Origin of the sequence: Streptomyces sp. KL109B (genome assembly GCF_030766935.1) — a bacterium.
Classification (GTDB): Bacteria; Actinomycetota; Actinomycetes; order Streptomycetales; family Streptomycetaceae; genus Streptomyces.
In genome coordinates this window covers 143,383-169,666 of record NZ_JASERL010000013.1, presented here as the reverse complement: position 1 = coordinate 169,666, position 26,284 = coordinate 143,383, and the positions used below count along the sequence as shown (strand labels likewise).

At 71.0% G+C, this 26,284-nt stretch carries 23 protein-coding genes; 9 read left to right on the top strand and 14 right to left on the bottom strand.

All coding sequences use genetic code 11. The features are described 5' to 3' along the window. Nucleotides 1-64: 64 nt before the first annotated feature. Nucleotides 65-994, bottom strand: coding sequence for a methionyl-tRNA formyltransferase (gene fmt, locus RBJ65_RS34355; protein ID WP_306320665.1), 930 nt, complete (start codon nucleotides 992-994; stop codon nucleotides 65-67). Nucleotides 995-1,330: 336 nt separating this feature from the next. Between fmt and RBJ65_RS34350 the strand changes: the two genes are divergently transcribed. The 5 genes from RBJ65_RS34350 to RBJ65_RS34330 all read left to right on the top strand — a co-directional run bounded on the left by RBJ65_RS34350 (nucleotide 1,331) and on the right by RBJ65_RS34330 (nucleotide 4,652). Further along, on the top strand, nucleotides 1,331-1,900 hold the full coding sequence (locus RBJ65_RS34350; RefSeq protein ID WP_306320664.1) for a hypothetical protein: 570 nt from the start codon (nucleotides 1,331-1,333) through the stop codon (nucleotides 1,898-1,900). 114 nt (nucleotides 1,901-2,014) lie between these two features. Then, nucleotides 2,015-2,434 carry a hypothetical protein gene (locus RBJ65_RS34345; RefSeq protein WP_306320663.1) on the top strand — a complete coding sequence of 140 codons (420 nt, stop codon included), beginning with the start codon at nucleotides 2,015-2,017 and terminating at the stop codon, nucleotides 2,432-2,434. A 56-nt stretch (nucleotides 2,435-2,490) separates the two neighbouring features. Beyond that, nucleotides 2,491-2,955, top strand: a complete 465-nt coding sequence (locus RBJ65_RS34340; protein ID WP_306320662.1) for a hypothetical protein — start codon at nucleotides 2,491-2,493, stop codon at nucleotides 2,953-2,955. Nucleotides 2,956-2,992: 37 nt separating this feature from the next. Continuing rightward, nucleotides 2,993-3,814, top strand: a complete 822-nt coding sequence (locus RBJ65_RS34335) for a thioredoxin domain-containing protein (RefSeq protein ID WP_306320661.1) — start codon at nucleotides 2,993-2,995, stop codon at nucleotides 3,812-3,814. Further along, on the top strand, nucleotides 3,807-4,652 hold the full coding sequence (locus RBJ65_RS34330; RefSeq protein WP_306320660.1) for a cytochrome c biogenesis CcdA family protein: 846 nt from the start codon (nucleotides 3,807-3,809) through the stop codon (nucleotides 4,650-4,652). The genes RBJ65_RS34335 and RBJ65_RS34330 overlap by 8 nt, the downstream gene beginning before the upstream one ends. A 221-nt stretch (nucleotides 4,653-4,873) precedes the next feature. Here the strand turns inward: RBJ65_RS34330 and RBJ65_RS34325 are convergent, their stop codons facing one another. Continuing rightward, the gene (locus RBJ65_RS34325) at nucleotides 4,874-7,024 is read right to left on the bottom strand and encodes a primosomal protein N' (protein WP_306320659.1); all 2,151 of its coding nucleotides are present in this window, start codon (nucleotides 7,022-7,024) and stop codon (nucleotides 4,874-4,876) included. Between the two features lie 282 nt (nucleotides 7,025-7,306). On the opposite strand from RBJ65_RS34325, the gene RBJ65_RS34320 reads away from it, so the two are divergent. The 4 genes from RBJ65_RS34320 (at nucleotide 7,307) to RBJ65_RS34305 (ending at nucleotide 12,316) form a co-directional block, all read left to right on the top strand. Further along, on the top strand, nucleotides 7,307-8,536 hold the full coding sequence (locus RBJ65_RS34320) for a helix-turn-helix domain-containing protein (protein WP_306320658.1): 1,230 nt from the start codon (nucleotides 7,307-7,309) through the stop codon (nucleotides 8,534-8,536). 83 nt (nucleotides 8,537-8,619) lie between these two features. Further along, nucleotides 8,620-9,330, top strand: coding sequence for a toll/interleukin-1 receptor domain-containing protein (locus RBJ65_RS34315; RefSeq protein WP_306320657.1), 711 nt, complete (start codon nucleotides 8,620-8,622; stop codon nucleotides 9,328-9,330). Continuing rightward, nucleotides 9,327-11,225, top strand: a complete 1,899-nt coding sequence (locus tag RBJ65_RS34310) for a hypothetical protein (RefSeq protein ID WP_306320656.1) — start codon at nucleotides 9,327-9,329, stop codon at nucleotides 11,223-11,225. Before RBJ65_RS34315 ends, RBJ65_RS34310 begins: the two co-directional genes overlap by 4 nt. Continuing rightward, entirely contained in the window at nucleotides 11,222-12,316 is a 1,095-nt protein-coding gene (locus RBJ65_RS34305; RefSeq protein WP_306320655.1) for a hypothetical protein, read from the top strand. Before RBJ65_RS34310 ends, RBJ65_RS34305 begins: the two co-directional genes overlap by 4 nt. A 69-nt stretch (nucleotides 12,317-12,385) precedes the next feature. On the opposite strand, the gene metK is transcribed toward RBJ65_RS34305, so the two are convergent. The 12 genes from metK to RBJ65_RS34245 all read right to left on the bottom strand — a co-directional run bounded on the left by metK (nucleotide 12,386) and on the right by RBJ65_RS34245 (nucleotide 26,203). Continuing rightward, complete coding sequence (gene metK, locus RBJ65_RS34300) at nucleotides 12,386-13,594, bottom strand: methionine adenosyltransferase (protein WP_306320654.1); 1,209 nt, start codon at nucleotides 13,592-13,594, stop codon at nucleotides 12,386-12,388. A 290-nt stretch (nucleotides 13,595-13,884) separates the two neighbouring features. After that, the gene (gene coaBC / locus RBJ65_RS34295) at nucleotides 13,885-15,159 is read right to left on the bottom strand and encodes a bifunctional phosphopantothenoylcysteine decarboxylase/phosphopantothenate--cysteine ligase CoaBC (RefSeq protein ID WP_306320653.1); all 1,275 of its coding nucleotides are present in this window, start codon (nucleotides 15,157-15,159) and stop codon (nucleotides 13,885-13,887) included. Between the two features lie 62 nt (nucleotides 15,160-15,221). Then, a complete protein-coding gene (rpoZ, locus tag RBJ65_RS34290; RefSeq protein ID WP_030810584.1) occupies nucleotides 15,222-15,494 on the bottom strand; it encodes a DNA-directed RNA polymerase subunit omega in 273 nt (90 codons plus the stop codon). A 52-nt stretch (nucleotides 15,495-15,546) separates the two neighbouring features. Further along, on the bottom strand, nucleotides 15,547-16,104 hold the full coding sequence (gmk, locus tag RBJ65_RS34285; RefSeq protein ID WP_306320652.1) for a guanylate kinase: 558 nt from the start codon (nucleotides 16,102-16,104) through the stop codon (nucleotides 15,547-15,549). Nucleotides 16,105-16,177: 73 nt separating this feature from the next. Further along, nucleotides 16,178-16,501, bottom strand: coding sequence for an integration host factor (locus RBJ65_RS34280; protein WP_026246651.1), 324 nt, complete (start codon nucleotides 16,499-16,501; stop codon nucleotides 16,178-16,180). A gap of 301 nt (nucleotides 16,502-16,802) precedes the next feature. Next, nucleotides 16,803-17,648, bottom strand: coding sequence for an orotidine-5'-phosphate decarboxylase (pyrF, locus tag RBJ65_RS34275; protein WP_306320651.1), 846 nt, complete (start codon nucleotides 17,646-17,648; stop codon nucleotides 16,803-16,805). Continuing rightward, nucleotides 17,645-18,754, bottom strand: a complete 1,110-nt coding sequence (locus RBJ65_RS34270) for a quinone-dependent dihydroorotate dehydrogenase (RefSeq protein WP_306320650.1) — start codon at nucleotides 18,752-18,754, stop codon at nucleotides 17,645-17,647. The genes pyrF and RBJ65_RS34270 overlap by 4 nt, the downstream gene beginning before the upstream one ends. Before the next feature lie 80 nt (nucleotides 18,755-18,834). Further along, entirely contained in the window at nucleotides 18,835-22,143 is a 3,309-nt protein-coding gene (carB, locus tag RBJ65_RS34265; RefSeq protein ID WP_306320649.1) for a carbamoyl-phosphate synthase large subunit, read from the bottom strand. After that, on the bottom strand, nucleotides 22,136-23,278 hold the full coding sequence (gene carA / locus RBJ65_RS34260) for a glutamine-hydrolyzing carbamoyl-phosphate synthase small subunit (RefSeq protein ID WP_306320648.1): 1,143 nt from the start codon (nucleotides 23,276-23,278) through the stop codon (nucleotides 22,136-22,138). The genes carB and carA overlap by 8 nt, the downstream gene beginning before the upstream one ends. After that, complete coding sequence (locus tag RBJ65_RS34255; protein WP_306320647.1) at nucleotides 23,275-23,934, bottom strand: hypothetical protein; 660 nt, start codon at nucleotides 23,932-23,934, stop codon at nucleotides 23,275-23,277. Before RBJ65_RS34255 ends, carA begins: the two co-directional genes overlap by 4 nt. Continuing rightward, nucleotides 23,931-25,220, bottom strand: a complete 1,290-nt coding sequence (locus RBJ65_RS34250) for a dihydroorotase (RefSeq protein ID WP_306320646.1) — start codon at nucleotides 25,218-25,220, stop codon at nucleotides 23,931-23,933. Before RBJ65_RS34250 ends, RBJ65_RS34255 begins: the two co-directional genes overlap by 4 nt. 2 nt (nucleotides 25,221-25,222) lie before the next feature. Further along, complete coding sequence (locus RBJ65_RS34245; RefSeq protein ID WP_306320645.1) at nucleotides 25,223-26,203, bottom strand: aspartate carbamoyltransferase catalytic subunit; 981 nt, start codon at nucleotides 26,201-26,203, stop codon at nucleotides 25,223-25,225. Nucleotides 26,204-26,284 lie beyond the last annotated feature (81 nt).

The window sequence follows — 26,284 nt, the reverse complement described above, 5'->3', positions numbered from 1 at the left end:
ACGTCGCGCACGCCCGACGGACCCCCACGGACCCCCACGGACCCCCACGGGCCTCGGCCGGGCCTCAGCCCAGCCGCTCCCCCGCGGCGATCCGCGTGCCCCGCGCCCAGTCCGCCGCGGCCATCGGCTTCTTGCCCTGCGCCTGCACCCACAGCAGCTCGACGGCGTGCGAACCCGTACCTACATAGAGGTTCTTCTTGCCCGCGCCGATCTCGCCGGGAGCCAGATCCGTCCGGTCGGGCGCGAGGACGGCCGTACGCACCTTGAGCCGCTCGCCGCGGAACTCGGTCCAGGCACCCGGCGCGGGCGTACAGCCGCGCACCACGCGGTCGACGCGCAGGGCGGGCGCGTTCCAGTCGATACGGGCGTCCTCCACCGTGATCTTCGGGGCGAGCGAGACCCCGTCGGCGGGCTGCGCCACGGCCTCCACGGTGCCGTCCTCGATGCCGTCCATCGTGGCGGCGAGCAGCCCTGCCCCGGCGAACGCGAGCCGGGTCAGCAGGTCACCACTGGTGTCGGTCCCCCGCACGGCCTCGGTCACGGTCCCGTACACGGGCCCGGAGTCGAGCCCCTCCTCGATCAGGAACGTCGACGCACCCGTGATCTCGTCGCCCGCCATCACCGCGTGCTGCACGGGCGCGGCGCCCCGCCACGCGGGCAGCAGCGAGAAGTGCAGATTGACCCAGCCGCGGGCGGGCACGTCGAGCGCCACCTTCGGCAGCAGCGCCCCGTAGGCGACGACCGGGCAGCAGTCGGGGCCGATCTCCCGCAGCCGCGCCAGGAACTCCTCGTCCCGTGGCTTCGCGGGCTTCAGCACCTCGATGCCGGCCTCCTCGGCCCGCTCGGCGACCGGGCTCGCGACCAGTCGGCGGCCGCGCCCCGCCGGGGCGTCGGGCCGGGTGACGACCGCGGCGACCTCGTGCCGGTCGGAGGCGATCAGGGCGTCCAGAGCGGGAACGGCGACCTCGGGGGTGCCGGCGAAGACGAGCTTCATCGGTGGCTTACGGCCTCTCGGGGCAGGGTCACGGGCAGCGCACCAGTCTATGGGCGCCGTGCCGCGGGCGCTTACGGGGCGCACGTCACGACGCGCGCCCCGCGCATATGCGGATACGCCCGAACAGCGTGACCCCTCACCGGATGGCGCGTTGGTCAAGAAAGAGTTGACCAGTCAATGGGCCGCAATCGGTATCGGTACCGGTGTCAGTGATCGGTGCCGTTCATCGGCGCCGATGATCGGTGCCGATCTACAGGTGCCGGTGTCGCCGGACGCGAGCGTGGCCCCGATTTCTTTCCTTTTCACATCTACATCGCCGGTTCGAGAGGCTTGTTCATGGCCGACCACGCAACCCACGACGCCCAGGCACGGGCCAGCCTGCATCTCCTTGTGCGGGACATCGAGCGGGTCCGCCGTCAGGTGGACGCACTGCGCACCCTCACCGCGCAGTTGGGCAACGTCTACCGCCCGCGCCGCTCCGGTCCCTCCGCGGGCTTCGTCGTCTACGGGAGGGCGCCCGCCCCCACCGTCCGTCTCGCCCAGGAACTGCGCGACAGCGTCGAGACGTTGGTCACCGCAGCCGTGGACTTCGACCGTTCACTGGGGTTCTCGTGGGACGCGGTGGGCTCCGCGCTCGGCGTCACCAAGCAGGCGGTCCACCGCAGGTACGGGGCGCGCAGGGCCGCCACCCAGGCGGCGGCCGACGCCGAGCGCGGCACGGAGGCACCCGCGTCCGCCCTGCCGTCCCCCACGCAGGCCACGCGCCCCACGGTGCCGATGGGCGCGGGCCCGCTGTCCCCGTCGGTGCCGGCCGCCCGCGCGCTGCCGACCCAGCCGACCGCGGGCAGCTCCGGCTTGCGCGACGACACCCGCCCCGGCGTCTTCCCCGGCCCGCGCCACGGCTGAGCCACCCCGCCCCCCACTGCCTCCCCGTACATCAAGTCACGTACGGGGAGGCAGTGGTGTGTGGCGGTGTTGTGTGTAGCGGTGTGCGGCGGCGGGTGGCTTAGGCTGGGCGGCATGAGGCGATGGGCACGGCGTCGGGGCGCGACCGCGGTCGCTCCTGCGGTCGTGCTGCGCGGCGGCCTCGCCCTGCTGGTCGCCCTCGTCGGCGTCTTGTGCCTGTTCACGCGCGCGATGGAAGCGGCCGACCGGACGACGGCGGCCGAGCGGCCCGCGGTCACGGTCGCGGTCGCGGGCCCGCAGATGAGCGCGGCGTCCCACGCCTCCGCCGAGCCCACGGCTCCGTGCGGCAAGGAGAAGGCGGTGGCCGAGTCCGGCACGGTCCACACCCACAGCCAGGCCGACGCGCCCGCCCTCGCCGCCCCCGCCCAAACCCCGGACGTCGCACGGCAGTTCATCACGGACACCGTCCACTCCCGCACCTCCGGACCCGAGCCACCCCCACCCCCCGTCACCACCTCCGTCCTGCGGATCTAGGCCGACCCGTGTGGTCCCGCCTTCCCTCTCCCCGCAGTTGAACGGAGTCCTTCCTCATGCGCTCTTCCCGGCGCTCTGTCAGCCGGGCGGGCCGGTCGCTGCTCACGTGGCGGGCACGGCAGTGGTGGGTCGCGGGCGCCGGTGCGCTCGTCACCGCCGCCGTCGTCGGCATCCCCACGGATGTCGTGCCCAACCCGCTGTTCAGCCGTTCCGTCCCCGTCCAGTGGTGGAACTACCCCGCCCTCGCCCTGACCTCGGCCTTGGCAGGCCTCGTCCTGGGCACGTACGTCACGTCACCGCGCACTGAACGCGTGAGCCGCTTCGGCGCGGCCGGTGCGGTGCTGTCGTTCTTCGCGGTCGGCTGCCCGGTGTGCAACAAGCTCGTGCTGCTGCTGATCGGCACGTCCGGCGCGCTCAGCTACTGGGCGCCCTTGCAGCCCCTGCTCGCGGTGGCCTCGGTCGCCCTGCTCGCCGAGGCGGCACTGCGCCGCCTGAACAACGCGACGACCTGCACCCCCTGACATCTTCGTCACCTCTCCCCCTACGCGGAGTTCCCCCATGCCTGCAACACCTTCCTACCGCCTGCGCCTGTACCTCGCGGGTGGTGTACTCGTGGCCGCGGCGGCGACCGCCGTACTCGCCCTCACCGCGAACGGCGGCGACCACGACAGCACCGCGAACCGTGGCTCGGCCCGCGACAAGCCCTCGGCTGCCGCGTCCGTGTCCACCCCGTCCGCCGCCCCCGCCGACGAGGGGCTCCTCGCCCTCGCCCGGCGCAGCCCGTCCGACGCCATGGCCGTGGGCCGGGCCGACGCACCCGTCGTACTGATCGAGTACGCGGACTTCCAGTGCCCGTTCTGCGGCCAGTTCGCCCGCGAGACCGAGCCCGAACTCCTGCGCCGCTACGTCGACAAGGGCGTCCTGCGCATCGAGTGGCGCAACTTCCCCGTCTTCGGCAAGGAGTCCGACCAGGCCGCGCTGGCCGGCTGGGCCGCCGGAAAGCAGGACAAGTTCTGGGAGTTCTACGACACCGCCTTCGGCAAGCCGCGCGAACGCAACTCCGGCGAGTTCAGCGCCGAGAAGCTGGTGGCGATGGCACGCGAGGCGGGCGTGCCGGACCTCGACACGTTCCGTACGGACATGGCGAGCGCGGCGGCCCGCAAGGCGGTCGCACGCGACCAGGACGAGGGCTACCAACTGGGCGTGACGAGCACCCCCGCCTTCCTCGTCAACGACAAACCGATCCTGGGCGCACAGCCCCTGAAGACATTCGTATCGGCGATCGACGCGGCCACGAAGGAAACAGGTAAGGGGTCCGGAAAGGAAAACGAGAACGGGAACGAGAACAGGAACGGGAAGGGGTCCGGCGGACATGAATGACATCGGCCTCCTGGCGGCCTTCCTCGGCGGCCTCCTGGCCCTGCTCAGCCCCTGCAGCGCGCTCCTCCTCCCCGCGTTCTTCGCGTACTCCTTCACGAGCCGCACCCGCCTCCTCGCCCGCACCGCCGTGTTCTACGTGGGCCTGTGTCTGACGCTTGTGCCGCTCGGCGTGGCCGGCTCCTTCGCCAGCCGCCTCTTCTACGGGCAGCGCGACCTGCTGGTCACGGCGGGCGGCTGGCTGCTGATCGTGCTCGGCGTCGCGCAGATCGCCGGCTTCGGCTTCGGCTCGCGCCGCCTGGCGCGGGCCGCGGGACAACGACGTACGGGTACGGCCCTCTCCGTGTTCGCCCTGGGCGCGGTCTACGGCCTCGCGGGATTCTGCGCGGGCCCGATCCTCGGCGGCATCCTCACGGTCGCCGCGGTCGACGGGAGCCCGCTGCACGGCGGACTGCTGCTGGCGGTGTACGCCCTGGGCATGGCCGTCCCGATCTTCTTCCTCGCCCTGCTGTGGGACCGCTACGACCTGGGCCGCAAACGCTGGCTGCGCGGCCGGGAGGTGCGGGTGGGCGGCCGCATCCGCCTGCACACCACCTCAACGATCGGCGGCACCCTGTTCATCGCCCTCGGCATCCTCTTCCTCACCTTCGACGGCACGTCCGCGCTCCCGTCCCTGCTGAGCACGGACACCGAATTCGCCCTGGAGGAGAGGGTCTCCGACCTGGGCGCGACCGTCTCGGACACCACCCTGCTCCTGACGGCAGCCGCCATCGCCGCCCTCATCGCGACATACACCCTGATCCACACAATCCGCCAACTCCGCACCACCAAACACAAATAGCCCCACCCCGACCGAGGCGACACCACACCCCACCTCCCCACCCACGACGATCGGCGCCTCCCGCCTTGGGCAATCTGCCGCCAAGGGCGGCAGGGTGGGCAAGGCGGCCCCCGGTGCAGGCCGCACCCGCGGACGGCGTCAGCCACGGCACCAGGCAGAGGCGCACCCGCGGACGGCGTCGGCCACGGCACCGGTCAGGGGGGCGCACCCCACGCCCCCGCTCACCCAATATCCAGCGGATCCACCCGCACCCGCACCGGCTCCCCCACCCCCCTCGCCATCCTCGCCGCCTGCGCCTGCTTCAAGGCCCGCGCCAACACCGCCCCACTCCCCGGAGGGACCCGCACCAGCACCCGCTCCCACCGCTCCCCCACCGGCGCCCCGCCACCCCTCCGACCCGCCCCACCCGGTACCGCCTCCGGCACCGGAACCGGCCCCAACACCTCCGCGTCCCCCGGAAGTTCGACCGCCCCCATGAACCCGGCCACCGCCTCCGCCGTCCCCGTCACCGCCGCCATCCGCGACACCGGCGGAAACCCGAGCTCGGCCCGGTCCCCCAGCTCCCGCACCGCATGCCCCACGGGATCCCACCGCACAAGCGCCTGCACCGGCCGAAGCGTCGGCTCGGCCACCACGACCACCGCGCCCCCCGCCTCCTGCGACCGCACCAACGAAGCCGCCGCGACCCACCGCCTCAGCGCCTCCTCCCCGGCCCGCAGATCGGCCCGCCCCAACATCGCCCACCCGTCGAGCAGCAACGCCGCCGCGTACCCGCCCTCGGCCACCGGCTCCGCCCCCGGCGTGCTCACGACCAGCGCCGGCTCCCCGGACACCGTGTCCAACACCTGCTCCCGCCCCGACGTCCGCACCGGCACCGCGGCGAACGCCCGCCCCAACTCCTCAGCGGTACGCCGCGCCCCGACCACCTGCGCCCGCAACCGCGTCCCCCCGCACTCGGCACACTGCCAACGCTCCTCCTCACGCCCGCACCACCCGCACGCGAGCCCCCCGGTCGCCTCCCGCGCCTCCAACGGCCCGGCACACTGCCCGCACCGGGCGGGCTCGCGACACCGCTGACACGCGAGCCGCGGCACGTACCCCCGCCTGGGCACCTGCACAAGGACGGGCCCTTCACGCAGCGCGCCCCGCGCCACCTCCCACGCGAGACTCGGCAGCCGGGCGGCCCGCGCGGCCTCGTCCCGCGCCACTTCCCGGTCCCCCACGGTGCGTACGAGCGGAGCCACCCGCCGTACGACATCCCGCGACGCACTCACAGCAGCCGCCCACCCGCTACGTACAAGCTGGGCGGCCTCCACCGTGCAACTCCAACTCCCCAACAAGAAAGCGCACTTGTCGCGCGCGGCCCGCAGCTCCAACACCTCCCGCACATGCGGAAACGGCGCCCGGTCATCGCTGTGGTGCTGGTCCCCGTCCTCCCACACCACCACAAGCCCGAGGTCCCGCACCGGAGCGAACATGGCGGCCCTGGTCCCCACCACGGCCCGCACGGCGCCCCGCCGCACGGCAAGCCACTCGCTGTACCGCCGCTGCTGCCCGGCGTCGGCCGTCAGCAACGCGTGCTGCCCCTCCCCCAACTCCTCCCGCAGCGCCGCGTCGACCCGCGCCGCGAGCCGCACCGTCGGCACGACGACCAACGCCCCCCGCCCCGAGGCCAACGTGGCCCGCACGGCCCGCGCGATCTCCCCGGCCCACTCAGGACCGGGCAACGCCGTCCACACCGCCCGCGGCGACCCGCCCGCGGCCAGCGACCCGATCAGATCGGCCCCCCGCTCGTACCGCACCCACGACCCGGCCTCAGGAGCCGCGGGCGGCGCGGGCGGAGCGGGAAACTCCCGAGCCTCGGCCTTCCCGTGCCGCGGCGGAATCGCCAGCTGCAACACATCCGCGAGGCTCCCCGCGTACCGGTCGGCGACGGCCCTCGTCAGCCCCAGCAACTCCTCGTCCAGCACCCGCTCCGGCGACACCACCTGCGCCAACGCGGCAAGCGGCCCCTGATACTCAGCCTCGGCCACCCGCTCGATGAGAAACCCGTCGATCAACCCACCCCCCTCACGCCGCCCGCCTTGCACATTCCGGTTCCCCGCCCCGAACCGCACGCGCACCCGCACCCCGGGCTGCGCGACCTCGTCCAACTCCTTCGGCACCGCGTACTCGAAGTACCGGTCGAGATGCAGCACCCCCTTGTCCACGAGCACCCGCGCCACCGGCAACTCCTCGGCCAACGGCGCCCCCCGCCACGTCCGCGGCTTCGCCTTCGGCACCTTCGCCTTGCGCACACTCTCCCGAATCAACGCAAGCTGCTCCGGCCCGCCACCCCCGGCCTCTTCGCCCTTGTCGTTCTCGCTGCTCACACGTGCATTCCTACCAGAGGGCACCGACATCGGGCCGGGCCGCCGGATCGCCCGCCCCACCACGTGCCCGCTGTCCCCGCAACACCGCCCGTCCGGCCAAATCCGCCCGTGATCCGGACTGCGCACCGCACACGGGCGTCGCGTTCCGGCTCTGCCCGGTATCCCAACTGGAAACGGGAAACACCGGCCGTGGCCTTGCTCGTGTCGGCGCCGGAGGCCGACGCTGGCTGCCGACGACAGGCACCCCGGGCGAGTCACCGATGTCGGGCATGAGGGGGGAACATGCTGGAGCGGGCACCCGCGTTCGGCGCCGAACTGCGCCGCCTGCGCATGGCCGCGGAACTGACGCTGGCCGACCTGTCTTCCGCCGTGCATTACAGCAAGGGCCAGATCAGCAAGGTCGAGACGGGTCACAAGCGGGCGAGCGCCGAGTTCGCCCGGCTGTGCGACACGGCCCTCGGCGCCGGTGGCCGGCTGACCGCACTCGTACCGCCGGAACAACCACCTTCGCGGCGTGGAGTCATGACCGTGGGCGCGGCCTCCGTCCTGTCCCTGGCCTCGGCGCCGCGCGCGGCCGCCACGCCCTCCCACGACGAGCCGTCGGCCGCGGCATCGCTGCCGGAGATCACGCTGTCGCTCCTCGCGCACTACCGGCAGATGGGGCAGGTGACACCGCCCTCCGCCCTGCTGGCCCCGCTCACCGAGCAGACTCGGTCCGTCGCGGCGCTGGCCGCCGACGCGGGCGGCCGTACGAGCCGGGCGCTGTACCGGGCGGCCGCCCGTTTCGCCGAGTTCACCGGGTGGATGGCCCAGGAGGCGGGCGACGACGAGGCGGCGCTCCGCTGGACCGGCGACGCCGTGGAGCTCGCCGCGGCGGGGGAAGACCACGACCTCGCGTCCTACGCTCTCGTACGCCGCGCCCTCATCACGTACTACCGCGGTGCGGCCGGTGACACCGTCGCGCTCGTCGAGCCCGCGCGGGACGGCCGACTGCCGCCGCGGATCCGCGGCCTGGCCGCCCAACGCGCGGCGCAAGGCCACGCCTTGGCGGGCGACCACGACGCCTGCATGCGCGACCTCGACACCGCCCGCGCGCTGCTGACCGCCGACGTCCCGGCAGCGGCCGATCCCGCGCGTGCCACTCTCCTCGGCACCTCCCATCTCACCGACCCCGCGGCCATGGTCACCGGGTGGTGCCTCGTCGACCTGGGCCGCCCACAGGCCGCCGCCTCCGTTCTTGACCGCGAACTCGCGCGCGTCCCCGCCTCGGCGCTGCGCACGCTCGCCCGCTACGGCACCCGGCGCGCGCTGGCCCATGCCCTCAGCGGCGACATCGACACGGCGTGCGCGCACACGGCGGACCTGCTGCCCGCCCTCGGCACGGTCGCGTCGGCGACGGTGTCCCTGGACGTGCACCGCCTCACCCGGACCCTCGCCCGGTTCCACCGTCACCCCGCCTACCGGGCCATCGCGCCGCAGCTCGCCGCGGCGCAGCTCGTCGAGCCCACCTGAGCGGTCGCCGCACGAAGCCCGACCGGCTCCCATCCGCCCGACTCGCACCCGCCCGTCCCATCCGACCAGGAGGCGATTCCGCCATGCCCGACGTCTTCATCAACTACCGCACCGGCGACGGGGAACAGTTCTCCGCCACCCTCGAAAGCGCGCTGTCGGCCCGGTTCGGCGCCGACCGGGTGTTCCGCGCGAGCAAGGACATCCCGCCGGGGGCGCCCTTCGACCAAAGCCTGATCCACGGCGTCCGCCGCAGCGGCGCCCTTCTGGCGCTCATCGGTCCGGGCTGGGCGCAGCACCCCGGACTGCGGCGCCCCGAGGACTGGGTGCGCAAGGAAATCCTCGAGGCCTTCGCCAACGGGATCCGCGTCATCCCCATCCTGGTCGGCCGCCGGACGGAGCGCCCGAGCCGCGACCAACTTCCGGATCCCTTGGCCCACTTGGCGGACTGCCAGACGCTGCGTTACGACCACCAGTCCAACGCCCACGACCTCAAGCGCATCGGAGACGCCCTGGCCACACTGGTGCCCGAGCTCGCGGCCAGCGACAAGGACCGCGTGAAGCGGCGGCCCGATCCGGGGAGCACCACCAACACGTCGACAGGAGACAACCGCGGTTTCCTCGTCCAGTCGGACACGGTGGCAGGCGACATCAACAACAACAGCCCCCACCACAACGGCATCCACATCGGGCCAAGCCACCGGACGGTCAACCAGTCCGGCGACGGCGCAAGCTACGCCGAGGGCGACAACACCAACCACCACACCTTCGGCCGCAAGGACGATGAGCGTCGATGAGCGGCGACACGTACAACAACTACAACAACTACTTCAACGGCACCCAGCTCCTCGACCCGCCCACGGCCGCGCCTCGCCACGTGGCCGAAGACCAACTGGAGCGTCTGCAACGGCAGTTCGCACGCCCGGAGCGGATGAACGCCGCGTACGACACCTTGGAGTCGGAGCACACGGTGTTCCTGCACGGCGCCCAGGGCTGCGGCCGCAGCGCCGCCGCGCGTGTCCTGCTGTGCGAGCTTCCGTCGGATCGCGGGGCGTACCACGAACTCAATCCGGAGGTGCCGGACGGCGAAGGCTCCTGCCTGTCGGCCGACCTGATCGGCGCGGGGGACCGCATCCTGCTCGACCTGTCGACCGCGGACGTTCCTCTCTGGCAGGCCGTACGCCGGGAGCTGTCCGGTTTCCGCCATGAACTCCTGCGCAGGTCCGCGTTCCTGGCCGTCGTGCTCCCGCACCGCTTCGAGGACGATCTGCCCAGTGAGTTCGTCCGCACCTGGATCGGCCGCCCGGACACGAAGGAGGCCTTTGCCAGGCACCTGCGCAGTCACGGCATCGACGACGGCCTGTGGTCACCGCTGCCCGACGAGGCCCGCACCCACCTGGCCACGCGGCCCGCGATGGGAGAGCTGGCCCGGCTCGTCGGCCGGATCGCCGAGGCACGGGCCGCGGGACAGCCCACGGACACCTTCCACGACTGGCTGCGTACCGCGCTCGCGAGCCGGGCAGATCACAGCGCGACGCTCGACGCCCTGCTGCCGGACCTGCCGGAGGGCCGACAGCGGGCCCTCCTGCTGGCCTCGGCCCTGCTGGAGGACGCTCCCGCGGAAGCCGTCCACGCATCCGCGGCGCTACTGCTGCGCAGGGTGGGCTCCGCGGACGACGACCGTCCGATGCTGGAGCACCCGGGGCTGACCGAGCGCCTCGACCCGCTGAAGGCGCGCCTCACCGCCGACGGTCGCGTGCGGTTCGAGCGCCGTGGCTTCGCTGAGGCCACGCTGCGGTACTTCTGGGCCAACCTCCCGCACTTACGGGAGACGCTGCGCGAATGGTTCTGCGCCACCCTCAGGAAGACGCCAATGCCCGCCGAGCCGCGCGCCCGGATGGTCGGCCGCTTCACCGCGCTGTGCCTCTCCGTCGGCGAGACCACCCTGGTCACCCGCCTGATCGAGCAGTGGACCGCATCCCCGGCGCCCCGCGCGCCCGAGGTGACCGCGGCGGCCCAGGCCCTCAGACACGGCGTCCTCGACGAGGAACACGGCCGGGTCTTCCTGCGGCAGATGTACGACTGGAGCAGGTCCCCGGTGACGGACCCGCTGCGCGCCGTCCTCATCGAGGTCTGCGAGAAGGTCCTGTCGATCCACCGTCCCGACGCCGCGCTGGTCCGACTGCATCACCTCGCGAGGCGGGACCCGGAAACCCGCGGCGTCGCGGCGCTGGCCCTGCTGCGCTTCGCCGACCAGGACGCCAGGATCCTGCGCCGCCTGCTCTTCCGCCTCGCCACGACCCGGAACACCGATCACCACCGCGCCGACGCCCGCCTCTTCCTCCAACTCCCGGACCTGCCACCGGGGTTCCTGCTGCAACGCTCCCCGCGTGAGTGGGTGACCGCCTGCTGGGACCGGGCGTTCCTGCTGGAACCCGCCGAGTGGGGGCCCGCGGCACGCGCCTGGCTACTCCGGGCGGACGGCACCCAGGACGCCCGCCTCACCGACGCGGTGCTGCGGATCCTGACCGATGCGTCGCTCTCGAAGTACGCGATCGCCTCCCGCCTGTACGCGGACGCGCGGCGGACCACGTCACCGGCGCTCGCCGCGCGACTGCTGCACGCGATCAACCAGGCCCAGAGCACCGCATTCGCCGCTCGCGCCCACCGTCAGGAGGTGCCGGTCACATGAGTTCAGGCCAGAAGACCGTGTCCGTCTTCGTCAGCGTCATCGGCGCCCTACTCACGCTCATCCTCGGCCTCGGGCTGCACTGGCCGGTGTGGACATGGCTCGGCGCGATCGCGGTGCTGCTCGCGGCCGGTGCGACGGCGGTGACGCTCACCCGGCGTACCGCTCTGCGCGAGCGGTTCCCGGAGCACACGCTGCCGGAGCGGCCCGCGCCCCCGGTCGAGCGGCGCGAGGTGCGCGTCCACCGGGTGTCCCTCCCGAGCAACACCGAGGACTACGACTTCCGGTTCAGCGCCAATGTCCGGTGGTGCCCCACAGATCCCGGGGCGGGTTCGGTGGTCGTCGACCCGGGAGCCATCGCCGTGGAGTCGGTGCTCCAGCGGGCCTCCGCGGTCACCGCCACGATGGAGCCGGGCCGGGCGTCCCTGGTCCAGCACGAACTCAGCGGATTCCTCGCCTCGATGGAACCGGTCCGCGAGGGCCATGTGCTCGCCATGGCCCTCGACGTCGAACTCACGCTCTCCGAGGCCGACCGGACGCGCCTGGACCGGCTGGCAGCAATCCGCAAGGACGTGGCGCTCTGGGAACAGCAGCGCGCCTACGAGCAGAACAAGCGCGCCTACCTCGGTGACGACGTGCTGCAGAGCACGGGCAGCGCGGTCGTGTGGTGGCTCGCCAAGAACGACGACCACGTGGAGAAGACCGTCAAGGACCTCGGGCTGCTGGCGAAACTCGCCTCGGCGGCGAACGGCAAGGACGTCGACGAACACTTCCGCTATCTGGTGCCGGAGGCCTTCACACCGCTCTTCGCGCCCGACTCCGCAGCACCGCCCGAAGCCGGGCCCCAGCCACCGTCGCAGCCGCAGCCGCCTCCGCCCGCGCCTTCACCGGCGGACGTGTTCGGCGAACTCCTCCGCCGCATCGGCCTCGCCCCGGGCGACGATGCCGTGCCGCTGCTCGCCGAGCAGGTGTCCATGGCCGTGGCCCTCAAGGACGTGGTGGCCGCGGAGGAGATACGCCGCCGCTTCGCGGCCCCGTCCTTCGGAGCCCGCACGAACGGCGCCGCCCCGGCAGGAGAGCCCGAGAGCTTCTGAAAACGCGAAGGGCCCGGCCCTCCCAAAGGAGAGCCGGGCCCCACGAACCGTTCTTCGCAGCCCCAGGACCTACAGCCCCGCGGCCTTCCTCAGCGCATCCACCCGATCCGTCTTCTCCCACGTGAACTCGGGCAGCGCCCGCCCGAAGTGCCCGTACGCCGCCGTCAGCGAGTAGATCGGACGCAGCAGGTCGAGGTCGCGGATGATCGCGGCCGGGCGGAGGTCGAAGACCTCGGAGATGGCCGCCTCGATCTTGTCCGTGTCGACCGTGGCCGTACCGAAGGTCTCGACGAACAGACCGACCGGCTCGGCCTTGCCGATCGCGTACGCGACCTGGACCTCGCAGCGGGCCGCCAGGCCGGCCGCGACGACGTTCTTGGCGACCCAGCGCATCGCGTACGCGGCGGAGCGGTCGACCTTGGACGGGTCCTTGCCGGAGAAGGCGCCGCCACCGTGGCGGGCGTAGCCGCCGTACGTGTCGATGATGATCTTGCGCCCGGTGAGGCCGGCGTCGCCCATCGGGCCGCCGATCTCGAAGCGGCCGGTCGGGTTGACCAGGAGGCGGTAGTTCTCGGTCTCCAGCTTGATGCCGTCGTCGAGAAGCGCCTTCAGCTCGGGCTCGACCACGAACTCCCGGATGTCGGGCGCGAGCAGCGAATCGAGGTCGATGTCCGAGGCGTGCTGGGACGAGACGACAACCGTGTCGAGACGCACGGCCTTGTCACCGTCGTACTCGATGGTGACCTGGGTCTTACCGTCCGGGCGGAGGTAGGGGATCGTGCCGTTCTTGCGGACCTCGGACAGGCGGCGCGAGAGGCGGTGCGCGAGGTGGATCGGGAGCGGCATCAGCTCCGGCGTCTCGTCGCACGCGTAGCCGAACATCAGGCCCTGGTCGCCCGCGCCCTGCTTGTCGAGCTCGTCCTCGTCGCCCTCGACGCGCTTCTCGTACGCGGTGTCGACACCCTGCGCGATGTCGGGCGACTGCGAGCCGATGGAGACCGAGACGCCGCAGGACGCGCCGTCGAAGCCCTTCTTCGACGAGTCGTAGCCGATCTCGAGGATCTTCTCTCGCACGAGCGAGGCGATCGGCGCGTAGGCCTTCGTGGTCACCTCTCCGGCCACGTGCACGAGGCCGGTGGTGATCAGCGTCTCGACGGCGACGCGGGACGAGGGGTCCTCGCGCAGCAGCGCGTCGAGGATGGTGTCGCTGATCTGGTCAGCGATCTTGTCGGGGTGACCCTCGGTCACGGACTCCGAGGTGAACAGGCGACGGGACACAACGCTCCCTGTGGTTGCAGCGGCTGCTGGCTGATCATTTGGCGGACGGTACGGGGGCTGCGCCCGGCGCGTCCGGGAACAGTTTATCGGTCGTGCTCGGCCACCGGGCCACGTGTCTCGCCCACTGGGAGCTCTGTGACCTGCGACACCGCATTCTGCGATAGGACGATCGCTCTTTGGAAGACCGCGTCCCGCCCGAAATTGGCGTGTTTCCGGGGGTTCGATGCGACCGGAGCGGCGGAATGTGAAGTTAGTGCACCAGTGAGATTCCGCGCGTGTTCGGCAAGCGTTCAACCGGCCGACGACGGTGTGAGCCGACGGGCCACTTCGTCCCAGATGTGGTCGGCGAGCGTCTCCTTCGGGCCGTAAGGGACGGGCGTCTCGTCGCCGTCGGCGCCCAGGATCACGGCCTCGTTCTCCTCGGAGCCGAAGGTCTTGCGCTCCCCCACCTCGTTCACGACGAGCAGGTCGCAGCCCTTGCGGGCGAGCTTGGCGCGGCCGTTGGCGAGTACGTCGTCGGTCTCGGCGGCGAAGCCGACGACGACCTGTCCTGGGCGGGGCCGGTCGCCCGAGATCTCGGCGAGGATGTCCGGGTTGCGGACGAGCGCGACCGGCGCGGGCTCGGCGCCGTCCTTCTTCTTGATCTTTCCGGTGGCGTACGTCTCCGGGCGGAAGTCGGCGACGGCCGCCGCCATGACGACCGCGTCGGCGTCGGCTGCCGCCTTGAGCACCGCCTCGCGCAGCTGTACGGCCGTTCCTACGTGGACGACGTCGACGCCGGCCGGGTCGGGGAGCGCCGCGTTCGCGGAGAGCAGGGTGACCCTGGCGCCGCGCGCCGCCGCCGTGCGGGCCAGCGCGTAGCCCTGCTTGCCGGAGGAGCGGTTGCCGAGGAAGCGGACCGGGTCGAGGGGTTCGCGGGTACCGCCGGCCGATACGACGACGTGCCGGCCGATGAGGTCCTGCGGGGCGGCGCCGCGCGCGAGGACCCGGCGTACGTATTCGAAGATCTCGGCCGGGTCCGGGAAGCGGCCCTTGCCGGTGTCGACGCCAGTGAGGCGGCCGACGGCCGGTTCGATGACGAGGGCGCCGCGGCGGCGCAGCGTGGCGACGTTCTCCTGGGTGGCGGGGTGCTCCCACATCTCGGTGTGCATCGCGGGGGCGAAGACGACCGGACATCGGGCGGTGAGGAGCGTGTTCGTGAGGAGGTCGTCGGCGAGGCCGTGGGCCGCCTTGGCGAGCATGTCGGCGGTGGCCGGGGCGACGATCACGAGGTCCGCGTGCTGGCCGATGCGGACGTGCGGCACTTCGTGGACGGAGTCCCAGACCTCCGTGGAGACCGGGTTGCCGGAGAGCGCGGACCAGGTCGCGGCGCCGACGAAGTGCAGCGCGGAGTCGGTCGGCACGACGCGCACGTCATGCCCGGACTCGGTGAGGCGACGCAGCAGTTCGCACGCCTTGTAGGCGGCGATTCCGCCGCTGACCCCCAGAACGACCTTCGGCTTCGACGACACCGGTTCTCCCCTGACTCGATCACGTACGACTGGAAAACGAACGTACGACTCCATGACACACCACAGGCCCGACAGCTGCGCTGTCGGGCCTGAAGTACCGAAAAAACTACGAGGTGCTACTGAACCGGGCCCTCGATGGCCTCGGACGTCAGCAGCCCCGCGTTGATCTCACGAAGGGCGATCGAGAGCGGCTTCTCGTGGACGTGCGTGTCCACCAGCGGGCCGACGTACTCGAGCAGGCCCTCACCGAGCTGCGAGTAGTACGCGTTGATCTGACGCGCGCGCTTGGCGGCGTAGATGACCAGGCTGTACTTCGAGTCGGTGGCCTCGAGGAGCTCATCAATCGGCGGGTTGATGATGCCCTCGGGCGCGGTGATGGAAGAGGACACTCTCTGCCTTCCGATCGGGACGGGAAAAGACTGCTGGAGCTCAAAGAACAGCTCAAAGAACCTTCATCAAGGCTAGCAGCTCACCGGCCACGTCCTCGACGGAGGTATTGACAAGCGTGGTGTCGAACTCCTCCTCGGCGGCGAGCTCCACCTTGGCGGCCCCGAGGCGTCGCTCGATGACCTCCGGAGCCTCCGTACCGCGCCCGGTGAGCCGGCGGACCAGCTCCTCCCAGCTCGGCGGGGCCAGGAAGACCAGCTGCGCCTCGGGCATCGACTCCCGGACCAGGCGGGCGCCCTGGAGGTCGATCTCGAGCAGCACCGGTTCGCCCGCCTCCAGGCGGTCGAGCACGGCGCGACGCGGGGTGCCGTAGCGGTTCCCCGCGAACTCGGCCCACTCAAGGAGCTCGCCGTTGGCGATCAGCTTGTCCATCTCCTCGTCCGTGACGAAGAAGTACTGGACACCGTGCTGCTCGCCGGGGCGCGGCTTGCGGGTCGTCGCCGACACCGAGAGCCAGACCTCGGGGTGTTCCTTGCGCATATGGGCGACAACCGTGCTCTTGCCGACCCCCGAGGGGCCGGAGAGCACGGTCAGCCGCGGACGTTCACTCATGCAGCGATTATTCCAGTTGTTCCGGAGTGCCCCGGACCAGCCCCGGGGACTTCCCCGGGGCGGTCTCGGTCACTCAGGCGCCGGTGCTGCCGAACTCGCGCTCCAGGGAGGCGATCTGGTTGGAACCGAGACCGCGCACCCGGCGGGATTCGGAGATCCCCAGACGCTCCATGATCTGCTTGGCGCGGACCTTGCCCACGCCCGGCAGGGACTCGAGGAGGGCGGAGACCTTCATCTTGCCGATGACGTCGTTCTCCTGGCCCTGCTTGATGACCTCGTGCAGGGAGGCGCCGGAGTGCTTGAGTCGATTCTTGACCTCGGCCCGCTCCCGGCGAGCCGCGGCGGCCTTTTCGAGCGCGGCTGCGCGCTGTTCAGGGGTAAGGGGCGGAAGAGCCACGCCTACGTCACCTCGGATGTCGAACTGTCGGATACGGACCGGTGAGGAACCTAGTCGCCCCACACCTGGGGAGCAACGAACAACCCGCTGGCGTGCAGTTGACCGTTGACTCTCGACGGAGACTAGCGGCCATGGACGTCGGAGTCAGCGAGAACAGACGAAAAGTCCTGGTCAGCCTCTGTCGAGCCGTACATTTTGGACAAATCGACCAAGAATCTGGACAGGTTTCGGACGCAAAACCCGAGGTCGGCACGGAGTGCCACCCTTAAACCTCGCGCCGAACCGCCTCCGATCCCCCTCCTCAGGCCCCGGAAACCGCTTCCCGCACCTCGTCCGCGAACCGCACGGAGGCGTCCCGCAGGGCTGCGACCGAGGGCCCCGCCTTCAGGACTCCACGGCTCACGTTCGGTACGACATTGCGCACGGCGGAGCCGAACACCGACGGCAGATCGGCGGCCGTGGCACCCTGCGCCCCGATGCCGGGGGCGAGCAGCGGGCCGTTGATGTCGAGCTCGTACGAGGACAGGTCGCCCAGCGTCGCGCCGACCACGGCTCCGAAGGAGCCCATGGGCGTCTCACCCTTGTTCTCCTCTGCGAGGTGCCCGAGCATCGTCGCCCCTACGTTGCGCCCGTCGGCGCGCACCGCGTGCTGGACCTCGCCGCCCTCGGGGTTCGAGGTGAGCGCGAGGACGAAGAGGCCGGCGCCGGACTCGCGGGCGAGGTCGACGGCCGGCTTCAGGGAGCCGTAGCCGAGGTACGGCGAGACGGTCAGGGCGTCCGAGAACAGCGGGGAGTCCTTGCGCAGGTACGTCTCCGCGTACGCGGCCATGGTCGAGCCGATGTCGCCGCGCTTGGCGTCCATGACGACGAGGGTCCCGGCCTCCCGCAGGTCCGCGACCGCCCGCTCCAGGACGGCCACGCCGCGCGAGCCGAACCGCTCGAAGAACGCCATCTGCGGCTTCACCACGGCGACGGTGTCGGCCATCGCCTCGACGCACGCGCGCGTGAAGCTCTCCAGGCCCGCGATGTCGTCGTTGAGGCCCCAGGAGGAGAGCAGCGCGGCGTGCGGGTCGATGCCGACGCAGAGCGGGCCGCGCTCGTCCATGGCGCGGCGCAGGCGCGCGCCGAAGGGTTCGAGGACGGTCATGCGGCTTCAGCCTTCTTCCGGACATCGGCGCCGATCGCGTCGGCGAGCGTGGCGTGCGGGGAGTTGTGCAGGCGGGCGGCGAGGCCCTTGTGGATCGCGCGGGCGTAGCAGGGGCCTTCGTAGATGAAGGCCGAGTAGCCCTGGACGAGGGTGGCACCGGCGAGGATGCGCTGCCAGGCGTCCTCGGCGTTCTCGATGCCGCCGACGCCGACGAGGGTGATCCGGTCGCCCACGCGCGCGTAGAGGCGACGCAGGACCTCCAGGGAGCGCTCCTTGAGGGGGGCGCCCGACAGGCCGCCGGTCTCGTTCACGACGTCACCCGTCGTCTTCAAGCCCTCGCGGGTGATCGTCGTGTTGGTGGCGATGATGCCGTCGAGGCCGAGTTCGACCGCCAGGTCGGCGACCGCGTCGATGTCCTCGTCGGCGAGGTCGGGCGCGATCTTCACGAGGAGGGGGACGCGGCGCGAGGTGACGGTGCGGTCGGCGGCCTCGCGTACGGCGCTCAGGAGCGGCCGCAGCGACTCGGTGGCCTGGAGGTTGCGCAGGCCCGGGGTGTTCGGCGAGGAGACGTTCACGACGAGGTAGTCGGCGAACGCGGCGAGCCGCTCGGTCGACTTCACGTAATCGGCCGCGGCCTCGGCCTCCGGCACGACCTTGGTCTTGCCGATGTTCACGCCGACCGTGGTCTTGAAGACGGGGTTGCGGGAGGCCAGGCGGGCCGCCACGGCGAGCGAGCCCTCGTTGTTGAAGCCCATGCGGTTGATGAGCGCTCGGTCCGGCACGAGGCGGAAGAGGCGCTTCTTGGGGTTGCCGGGCTGCGCCTCCCCGGTCACGGTGCCGATCTCGACGTGGTCGAAGCCGAGCATCGACATGCCGTCGATCGCGACGGCGTTCTTGTCGAAGCCGGCGGCGAGGCCGAAGGGGCCGTGCATCCGGAGACCGAGGGCCTCGGTGCGCAACTCCTTGTAGCGCGGCGCGAGATACGCGGCTACGAAGGTGCGCAGAACGGGTGTGCGGGCCGCGAGGCGGATCCAGCGGAAGGCCAGGTAGTGGGCCTTCTCGGGGTCCATGCGCTTGAAGACGAGGTTGAAGAACAGCTTGTACATGCCTGAAGTCCTATAGGTCCTCACGAGGCGGTGGCCTCATGAAGAGGGGGACACCGTTTCGGTGTCCCCCTCTTGGGCTGCTAGTCGCGGGCCGCGGTCAGGTGTTCCGCGTGTTCCTGCAGTGAACGCACGCCCACGTCACCGTGGTTGAGCGCGTCGATGCCCTGCACGGCCGCCGCGAGCGCCTGGACCGTGGTCAGGCACGGCACGGAGCGGGAGACCGCCGCCGTACGGATGTCGTAGCCGTCGAGGCGGCCGCCGGTGCCGTACGGGGTGTTGACGATGAGGTCGACGTCGCCGGAGTGGATCAGCTGGACGATCGTCTTCTCGCCGTTCGGGCCCTCGCCCTCGGACTGCTTGCGCACGACGGTGGCGTTGATGCCGTTGCGCTTCAGGACCTCGGCCGTGCCCGAGGTGGCCAGCAGCTCGAAGCCGTGCTGGATCAGCTCGCGCGCCGGGAAGATCATCGAGCGCTTGTCGCGGTTGGCGACGGAGATGAACGCCCGGCCCTTCGTCGGCAGCGGACCGTACGCGCCCGCCTGCGACTTGGCGTACGCCGTGCCGAAGACGGAGTCGATGCCCATGACCTCGCCGGTGGAGCGCATCTCCGGGCCGAGAACCGTGTCGACGCCGCGGCCGTGGATGTCGCGGAAGCGCGACCACGGCATGACGGCCTCCTTGACGGAGATCGGCGCGTCCATGGGGAGCGTGCCGCCGTCGCCGGTCTTCGGGAGCAGGCCCTCGGCGCGCAGCTCGGCGATGGTGGCGCCCAGCGAGATGCGGGCGGCGGCCTTCGCGAGCGGCACGGCGGTCGCCTTGGAGGTGAAGGGCACCGTGCGCGAGGCGCGCGGGTTGGCCTCCAGGACGTAGAGGATGTCGCCCGCCATCGCGAACTGGATGTTGATCAGGCCGCGCACGCCGACGCCCTTGGCGATGCCCTCGGTCGAGATGCGCAGGCGCTTGATGTCGTAGCCGCCGAGCGTGATCGGGGGCAGGGCGCACGCCGAGTCGCCGGAGTGGATGCCGGCCTCCTCGATGTGCTCCATGACGCCGCCGAGGTAGAGCTCCTCGCCGTCGTAGAGCGCGTCGACGTCGATCTCGATGGCGTCGTCGAGGAAGCGGTCGACGAGGACCGGCCGCGAGGGGCTGATCTCGGTCGACTCCTCGATGTACGAGGACAGGCGCTCCTCGTCGTAGACGATCTCCATGCCGCGGCCGCCGAGCACGTACGACGGGCGGACGAGGACCGGGTAGCCGATCTCGTCGGCGATCGTCTTCGCCTCCGCGAACGTGGTGGCGGTGCCGTGCTTCGGGGCCGGGAGGCCGGCCTCGGCGAGCACGCGGCCGAACTCGCCGCGGTCCTCGGCGGCGTCGATCGCCTCCGGCGAGGTGCCGACGATCGGGACGCCGTTGTCCTTGAGCGCCTGCGCGAGGCCCAGCGGCGTCTGGCCGCCGAGCTGCACGACGACGCCCGCGACGGGGCCCGCCTGCTGCTCCGCGTGGACGATCTCCAGGACGTCCTCAAGGGTCAGCGGCTCGAAGTAGAGGCGGTCGGACGTGTCGTAGTCCGTGGAGACCGTCTCCGGGTTGCAGTTGACCATCACGGTCTCGTAGCCGGCCTCGCTGAGCGCGAAGGAGGCGTGGACGCAGGAGTAGTCGAACTCGATGCCCTGGCCGATGCGGTTCGGGCCCGAGCCGAGGATGATCACGGCGGGCTTCTCGCGCGGCGCGACCTCGCTCTCCTCGTCGTACGAGGAGTAGAAGTACGGCGTCTTGGCGGCGAACTCGGCGGCGCAGGTGTCGACCGTCTTGTAGACCGGGCGGACGCCGAGGGCGTGCCTGACCTCGCGGACGACGTCCTGGCGCAGGCCGCGGATCTCGGCGATCTGGCGGTCGGAGAAGCCGTGCCGCTTCGCTTCCGCGATCAGTTCGCGGGTCAGCTCGGGGGCCTCGGTGAGCTCGTCGGCGACCTCCTTGATGAGGAAGAGCTGGTCGACGAACCACGGGTCGATCTTCGTGTAGTCGAAGATCTCCTGGGGCGTGGCACCGGCGCGGATCGCGTCCATGACGGTGTTGATGCGCCCGTCGGTGGGCCGGACTGCCGCTTCGAGGAGCGCGGTCTTGTCGCCGATCTCGCCGACGAAGGAGAACTGCGAGCCCGCCTTCTCAAGCGAACGCAGCGCCTTCTGGAACGCCTCGGTGAAGTTCCGGCCGATGGCCATGGCCTCGCCGACCGACTTCATGGTCGTGGTCAGCGTGGAGTCGGCGCTGGGGAACTTCTCGAAGGCGAAGCGCGGGGCCTTCACGACCACGTAGTCGAGCGTCGGCTCGAAGGAGGCCGGCGTCTTCTCGGTGATGTCGTTCGGGATCTCGTCCAGCGTGTAGCCGACGGCCAGCTTGGCCGCGATCTTCGCGATCGGGAAGCCGGTGGCCTTGGAGGCGAGAGCCGAGGACCGGGAGACGCGCGGGTTCATCTCGATGACGATGATGCGGCCGTCTTCGGGGTTCACCGCGAACTGGATGTTGCAGCCACCGGTGTCGACACCGACCTCGCGGATGATCGCGATGCCGATGTCACGAAGGCGCTGGTACTCGCGGTCGGTGAGCGTCATCGAGGGCGCGACGGTGATCGAGTCGCCGGTGTGCACGCCCATCGGGTCGAAGTTCTCGATGGAGCAGACGACTACGACGTTGTCGTTCTTGTCGCGCATCAGCTCCAGCTCGTACTCCTTCCAGCCGAGGATGGACTCCTCAAGGAGCACCTCGGTGGTGGGAGACAGAGTCAGGCCCTGACCGGCGATGCGGCGCAGCTCCTCCTCGTCGTGCGCGAAGCCGGACCCTGCACCACCCATGGTGAAGGAGGGGCGGACGACGACGGGGTAGCCGCCGAGCTCCTCGACGCCCTTCATGACGTCGTCCATGGAGTGGCAGATGTACGAGCGGGCGGACTCGCCGTGGCCGATCTTCTTCTTGACCTCTTCCACGACCTCCTTGAACAGGTCGCGGTCCTCGCCCTTGTTGATCGCCTCGACGTTGGCGCCGATCAGCTCGACGCCGTACTTCTCGAGGACGCCCTGCTCGTGCATCGAGATGGCCGTGTTGAGGGCCGTCTGACCACCGAGGGTCGGCAGGAGCGCGTCGGGGCGCTCCTTGGCGATGATCTTCTCGACGAACTCGGGGGTGATCGGCTCGACGTACGTGGCGTCGGCGATCTCCGGGTCGGTCATGATCGTCGCCGGGTTGGAGTTGACGAGGATGACCCGCAGGCCCTCCTTCTTCAGCACCCGGCAGGCCTGGGTGCCGGAGTAGTCGAACTCCGCGGCCTGGCCGATGACGATCGGGCCCGAGCCGATGACGAGTACGGACTTGAGGTCGTTGCGCTTAGGCACGGGCGGACTCCATCAGGGACACGAAGCGGTCGAAGAGGTACGCGGCGTCGTGCGGTCCGGCCGCCGCTTCGGGGTGGTACTGGACGGAGAAGCCCGGCTGGTCGAGCAGCTGGAGCCCCTCCACGACGTTGTCGTTGAGGCACACGTGGGAGACCTCGGCGCGGCCGAACTTGGTGTCGCTCACCTTGTCCAGCGGCGCGTCCACGGCGAAGCCGTGGTTGTGGGCGGTGACCTCGACCTTGCCGGTGGTGCGGTCCTGCACCGGCTGGTTGATGCCGCGGTGGCCGTACTTCAGCTTGAAGGTGCCGAAGCCGAGGGCGCGGCCGAGGATCTGGTTGCCGAAGCAGATGCCGAACAACGGCGTCTTCTTCTCCAGGACGGCGGTCATCAGCGCGACCGGGCCCTCGGCGGTGGCCGGGTCGCCCGGACCGTTCGAGAAGAACACCCCGTCCGGATTTACGGCGTACACGTCCTCAGGGGACGCGGTGGCCGGCAGGACGTGCACCTCGATGCCGCGCTCGGCCATGCGGTGCGGGGTCATGCCCTTGATGCCGAGGTCGACGGCGGCGACGGTGAACTTCTTCTCGCCGATGGCCGGAACGACGTACGCGTCCTTTGTGGCGACCTCTTCGTAGAGGGAGGCGCCCTTCATGTAGGGCTGCGCCTGGACCTTCGCGACAAGCTCGGCCTCGGGGGCCAGCGTCTCGCCGGAGAAGATGCCGGACCGCATGGAGCCGCGCTCGCGCAGGTGGCGGGTGAGGGCGCGGGTGTCGATGCCGGAGATGCCGACGATGTTCTGCGCGACCAGCTCGTCGTCGAGGGAACGCTTGGCGCGCCAGTTGGAGGCCACGCGCGCGGGGTCGCGGACGACGTAGCCCGAGACCCAGATGCGCTTCGACTCGTCGTCCTCGTCGTTCCAGCCCGTGTTGCCGATCTGCGGGGCGGTCGCGACCACGATCTGGCGGTCGTACGACGGGTCGGTGAGGGTCTCCTGGTAGCCGGTCATGCCGGTGGAGAACACGGCCTCGCCGAAGGTCTCCCCCACGGCCCCGTAGGCGCGGCCGCGGAACACCCGGCCGTCCTCCAGGACGAGCACGGCGGGAGCGTGCGTGGCTCCCCTGGTGGAGGTGGTCATCGTGCGGTGCCTTCCGTCGTGACGTTCGAGACGTGCGTGGCGTTCGAGACGTGCGTGGTGTTCGAGACGTGCTTGGTGTTCGAGACGTGCTTGGTGTTCGTGTCGATCATGTTGTTGATGGCGGTGACCCAGTCGGCCTGCTCGGCGGCGTGGTCGGAGCGGAACCCGGAGTCGATCAGCTTCTCGCCGTGTGCCCACGTGACGATCAGCATCCCGCCCTCCGTGAGGACCTTGCCCGCGATGCCCTTGTCGAGCCTGGCCTCGCGCAGCGCGTCCGCCGGGACGAAGAAGTCGCTCGCTCCGGGGCGTACGACGTTCAGGCCCTCGTCGGTCAGGCTCAGCTCGACGCGGCTGCGGGTGCCGAGGCCGTGCGCCACGATGCGGTCGAGCCACTGCCCGGCGCTGGTGGAGCCGTGGTACCGGCCGCTCAGTTCCAGCTTGGCCGGGCCCTGCTCGGCGGGCATGTCGGCCAGCGGCGCCAGGTCTCCCTGGAGGGTGCCGCGCCACTTCCAGCCCTGACGCATCAGCCAGTAGACGAGCGCGATGAAGAGCAGCAGACCGACGATCCAGCCGATCCGGTTGGGCCAGTCCGTGACGTCCGCCGACTTCTGTTCGGCGGCCAGGACGTTGACGGCGAGTGGTTGCAGAGGAGTCACGCGAGCTTCCCGTCGGCGAGGGTGGCCTTGCCCCGCAGCCAGGTGTGGGTGACGCGCCCCGGCAGCTCACGGCCCTCGTAAGGGGTGTTGCGGCTGCGGGAGGCGAAGCCCGCGGGGTCCACGTCTCCACGGTAGTCGGCGTCGACGAGGACGAGGTTCGCGGGCTCACCAGCCGAGACGGGGCGTCCGTGGCCCTTGGCCTGCCCGATCTCGGCGGGCTTGACCGACATCCGGTCGGCGACGCCGGCCCAGTCGAGCAGGCCGGTCTCGACCATCGTCTGCTGGACGACGCTGAGCGCGGTTTCGAGCCCCACCATGCCCATGGCGGCGGCGGCCCACTCGCAGTCCTTGTCCTCGTGCGGGTGCGGGGCGTGGTCGGTGGCGACGATGTCGATCGTCCCGTCGGCGAGCGCCTCGCGCAGCGCCATGACGTCCTTCTCGGTACGCAGCGGCGGGTTGACCTTGTAGACCGGGTTGTACGAGCGCACCAGCTCGTCGGTGAGGAGCAGGTGGTGCGGGGTGACCTCGGCGGTGACGTCGATGCCGCGCGACTTGGCCCACCGCACGATCTCCACCGAGCCCGCCGTGGACAGGTGGCAGATGTGCACGCGGGAGCCGACGTGCTCGGCGAGCAGCACGTCACGCGCGATGATCGACTCCTCGGCGACGGCCGGCCAGCCGCCCAGGCCCAGCTCGGCGGAGACGGTGCCCTCGTTCATCTGGGCACCTTCGGTGAGGCGCGGCTCCTGCGCGTGCTGCGCGACGACGCCGCCGAAGGCCTTCACGTACTCCAGGGCGCGGCGCATGATCACGGCGTCGTGGACGCACTTGCCGTCGTCGGAGAAAACGGTGACGCCGGCGGCGGACTCGTGCATGGCGCCGAGCTCGGCGAGCTTGACGCCCTCCAGGCCGACGGTGACGGCGCCGATGGGCTGCACGTCGCAGTAGCCGTGCTCCTGGCCGAGCCGGTAGACCTGCTCGACGACGCCGGCGGTGTCGGCGACGGGGAACGTGTTGGCCATGGCGAACACGTTCGTGTAGCCACCGGAGGCGGCGGCGCGGGTGCCGGTGAGAACGGTCTCGGAGTCCTCGCGGCCGGGCTCGCGCAGGTGCGTGTGCAGGTCGACGAGACCGGGCAGCAGCACCTTCCCCTCGGCCTCGACGACACTCTCGACGCCGTCGCTCGAAATCCCGGTGCCGACCTCGGCGATCACGCCACCGTCGATGAGCACGTCCTGCGGCTCGCCGCCGAGCACCTTCGCACCACGGATAAGGGTCTTGCTCATGATTACTTCGTCTCCTCGGTACGAGAGTGGCTGACGGCGGGCTCGTTGCCGCCAAGAAGCAGGTACAGGACGGCCATGCGCGTGTGCACGCCGTTGGCGACCTGCTCGATGACCGTGCAGCGGTCGGAGTCGGCGACCTCGGCGGTGATCTCCATGCCACGGACCATCGGGCCGGGGTGCATCACGATGGAGTGCTCCGGCATCCGCGCCATGCGGTCGCCGTCGAGCCCGTAGCGGCGGCTGTACTCGCGCTCGGTCGGGAAGAACGCCGCGTTCATGCGCTCACGCTGCACGCGCAGCATCATCACGGCGTCGGACTTCGTGAGCGTCGAATCCAGGTCGTACGACACCTCACAGGGCCAGGTCTCGACGCCGACCGGCACCAGGGTGGGCGGCGCGACGACGGTGACCTCGGCGCCGAGCGTGTGCAGCAGGTCGACGTTCGAGCGGGCGACGCGGCTGTGCAGCACGTCGCCGACGATCGTGACGCGCTTGCCGTCGAGGCCCTGGCCGATCCCGGCGTCCGGGCCGACGAGGCGGCGGCGCATCGTGAAGGCGTCGAGCAGCGCCTGCGTGGGGTGCTGGTGGGTGCCGTCTCCGGCGTTGATCACCGGGGCGTCGATCCAGCCGGAGGTGGCGAGCCGGTACGGGGCGCCGGACGCGCCGTGCCGGATGACGACGGCGTCGACACCCATGGCTTCGAGCGTCTGGGCGGTGTCCTTCAGGGACTCCCCCTTCGAGACGCTCGACCCCTTGGCGGCGAAGTTGATGACGTCGGCGGAGAGCCTCTTCTCGGCGGCCTCGAACGAGATCCTCGTCCGGGTCGAGTCCTCGAAGAACAGATTGCAGATGGTCCGCCCGCGCAGCGCGGGCAGCTTCTTGATGGGCCGGTCGGCGACGCGGGCCATCTCCTCGGCGGTGTCGAGGATGAGCACGGCATCGTCGCGGGAGAGGTCGGCGGCCGAGATGAGGTGTCGCATCATCTGGGGTGCTCCGTAAGGCAGTTCAGGAGATTCGGGACATACGGGCGCGCGAGGGCACACCTTTCGAGCCGTACGCGCGCG

Coding starts and splice junctions, on each gene's coding strand:
- carA (WP_306320648.1), bottom strand. CDS start 23,278: ATGACCACCTCCACCAGGGGAGCCACGCACGCTCCCGCCGTGCTCGTC.
- fmt (WP_306320665.1), bottom strand. CDS start 994: ATGAAGCTCGTCTTCGCCGGCACCCCCGAGGTCGCCGTTCCCGCTCTG.
- RBJ65_RS34340 (WP_306320662.1), top strand. CDS start 2,491: ATGCGCTCTTCCCGGCGCTCTGTCAGCCGGGCGGGCCGGTCGCTGCTC.
- RBJ65_RS34320 (WP_306320658.1), top strand. CDS start 7,307: ATGCTGGAGCGGGCACCCGCGTTCGGCGCCGAACTGCGCCGCCTGCGC.
- pyrF (WP_306320651.1), bottom strand. CDS start 17,648: ATGACCGTCCTCGAACCCTTCGGCGCGCGCCTGCGCCGCGCCATGGAC.
- RBJ65_RS34245 (WP_306320645.1), bottom strand. CDS start 26,203: ATGATGCGACACCTCATCTCGGCCGCCGACCTCTCCCGCGACGATGCC.
- RBJ65_RS34350 (WP_306320664.1), top strand. CDS start 1,331: ATGGCCGACCACGCAACCCACGACGCCCAGGCACGGGCCAGCCTGCAT.
- coaBC (WP_306320653.1), bottom strand. CDS start 15,159: ATGGAGTCGTACGTTCGTTTTCCAGTCGTACGTGATCGAGTCAGGGGA.
- gmk (WP_306320652.1), bottom strand. CDS start 16,104: ATGAGTGAACGTCCGCGGCTGACCGTGCTCTCCGGCCCCTCGGGGGTC.
- RBJ65_RS34335 (WP_306320661.1), top strand. CDS start 2,993: ATGCCTGCAACACCTTCCTACCGCCTGCGCCTGTACCTCGCGGGTGGT.
- RBJ65_RS34270 (WP_306320650.1), bottom strand. CDS start 18,754: ATGTACAAGCTGTTCTTCAACCTCGTCTTCAAGCGCATGGACCCCGAG.
- RBJ65_RS34330 (WP_306320660.1), top strand. CDS start 3,807: ATGAATGACATCGGCCTCCTGGCGGCCTTCCTCGGCGGCCTCCTGGCC.
- RBJ65_RS34250 (WP_306320646.1), bottom strand. CDS start 25,220: ATGAGCAAGACCCTTATCCGTGGTGCGAAGGTGCTCGGCGGCGAGCCG.
- RBJ65_RS34310 (WP_306320656.1), top strand. CDS start 9,327: ATGAGCGGCGACACGTACAACAACTACAACAACTACTTCAACGGCACC.
- RBJ65_RS34315 (WP_306320657.1), top strand. CDS start 8,620: ATGCCCGACGTCTTCATCAACTACCGCACCGGCGACGGGGAACAGTTC.
- RBJ65_RS34305 (WP_306320655.1), top strand. CDS start 11,222: ATGAGTTCAGGCCAGAAGACCGTGTCCGTCTTCGTCAGCGTCATCGGC.
- RBJ65_RS34345 (WP_306320663.1), top strand. CDS start 2,015: ATGAGGCGATGGGCACGGCGTCGGGGCGCGACCGCGGTCGCTCCTGCG.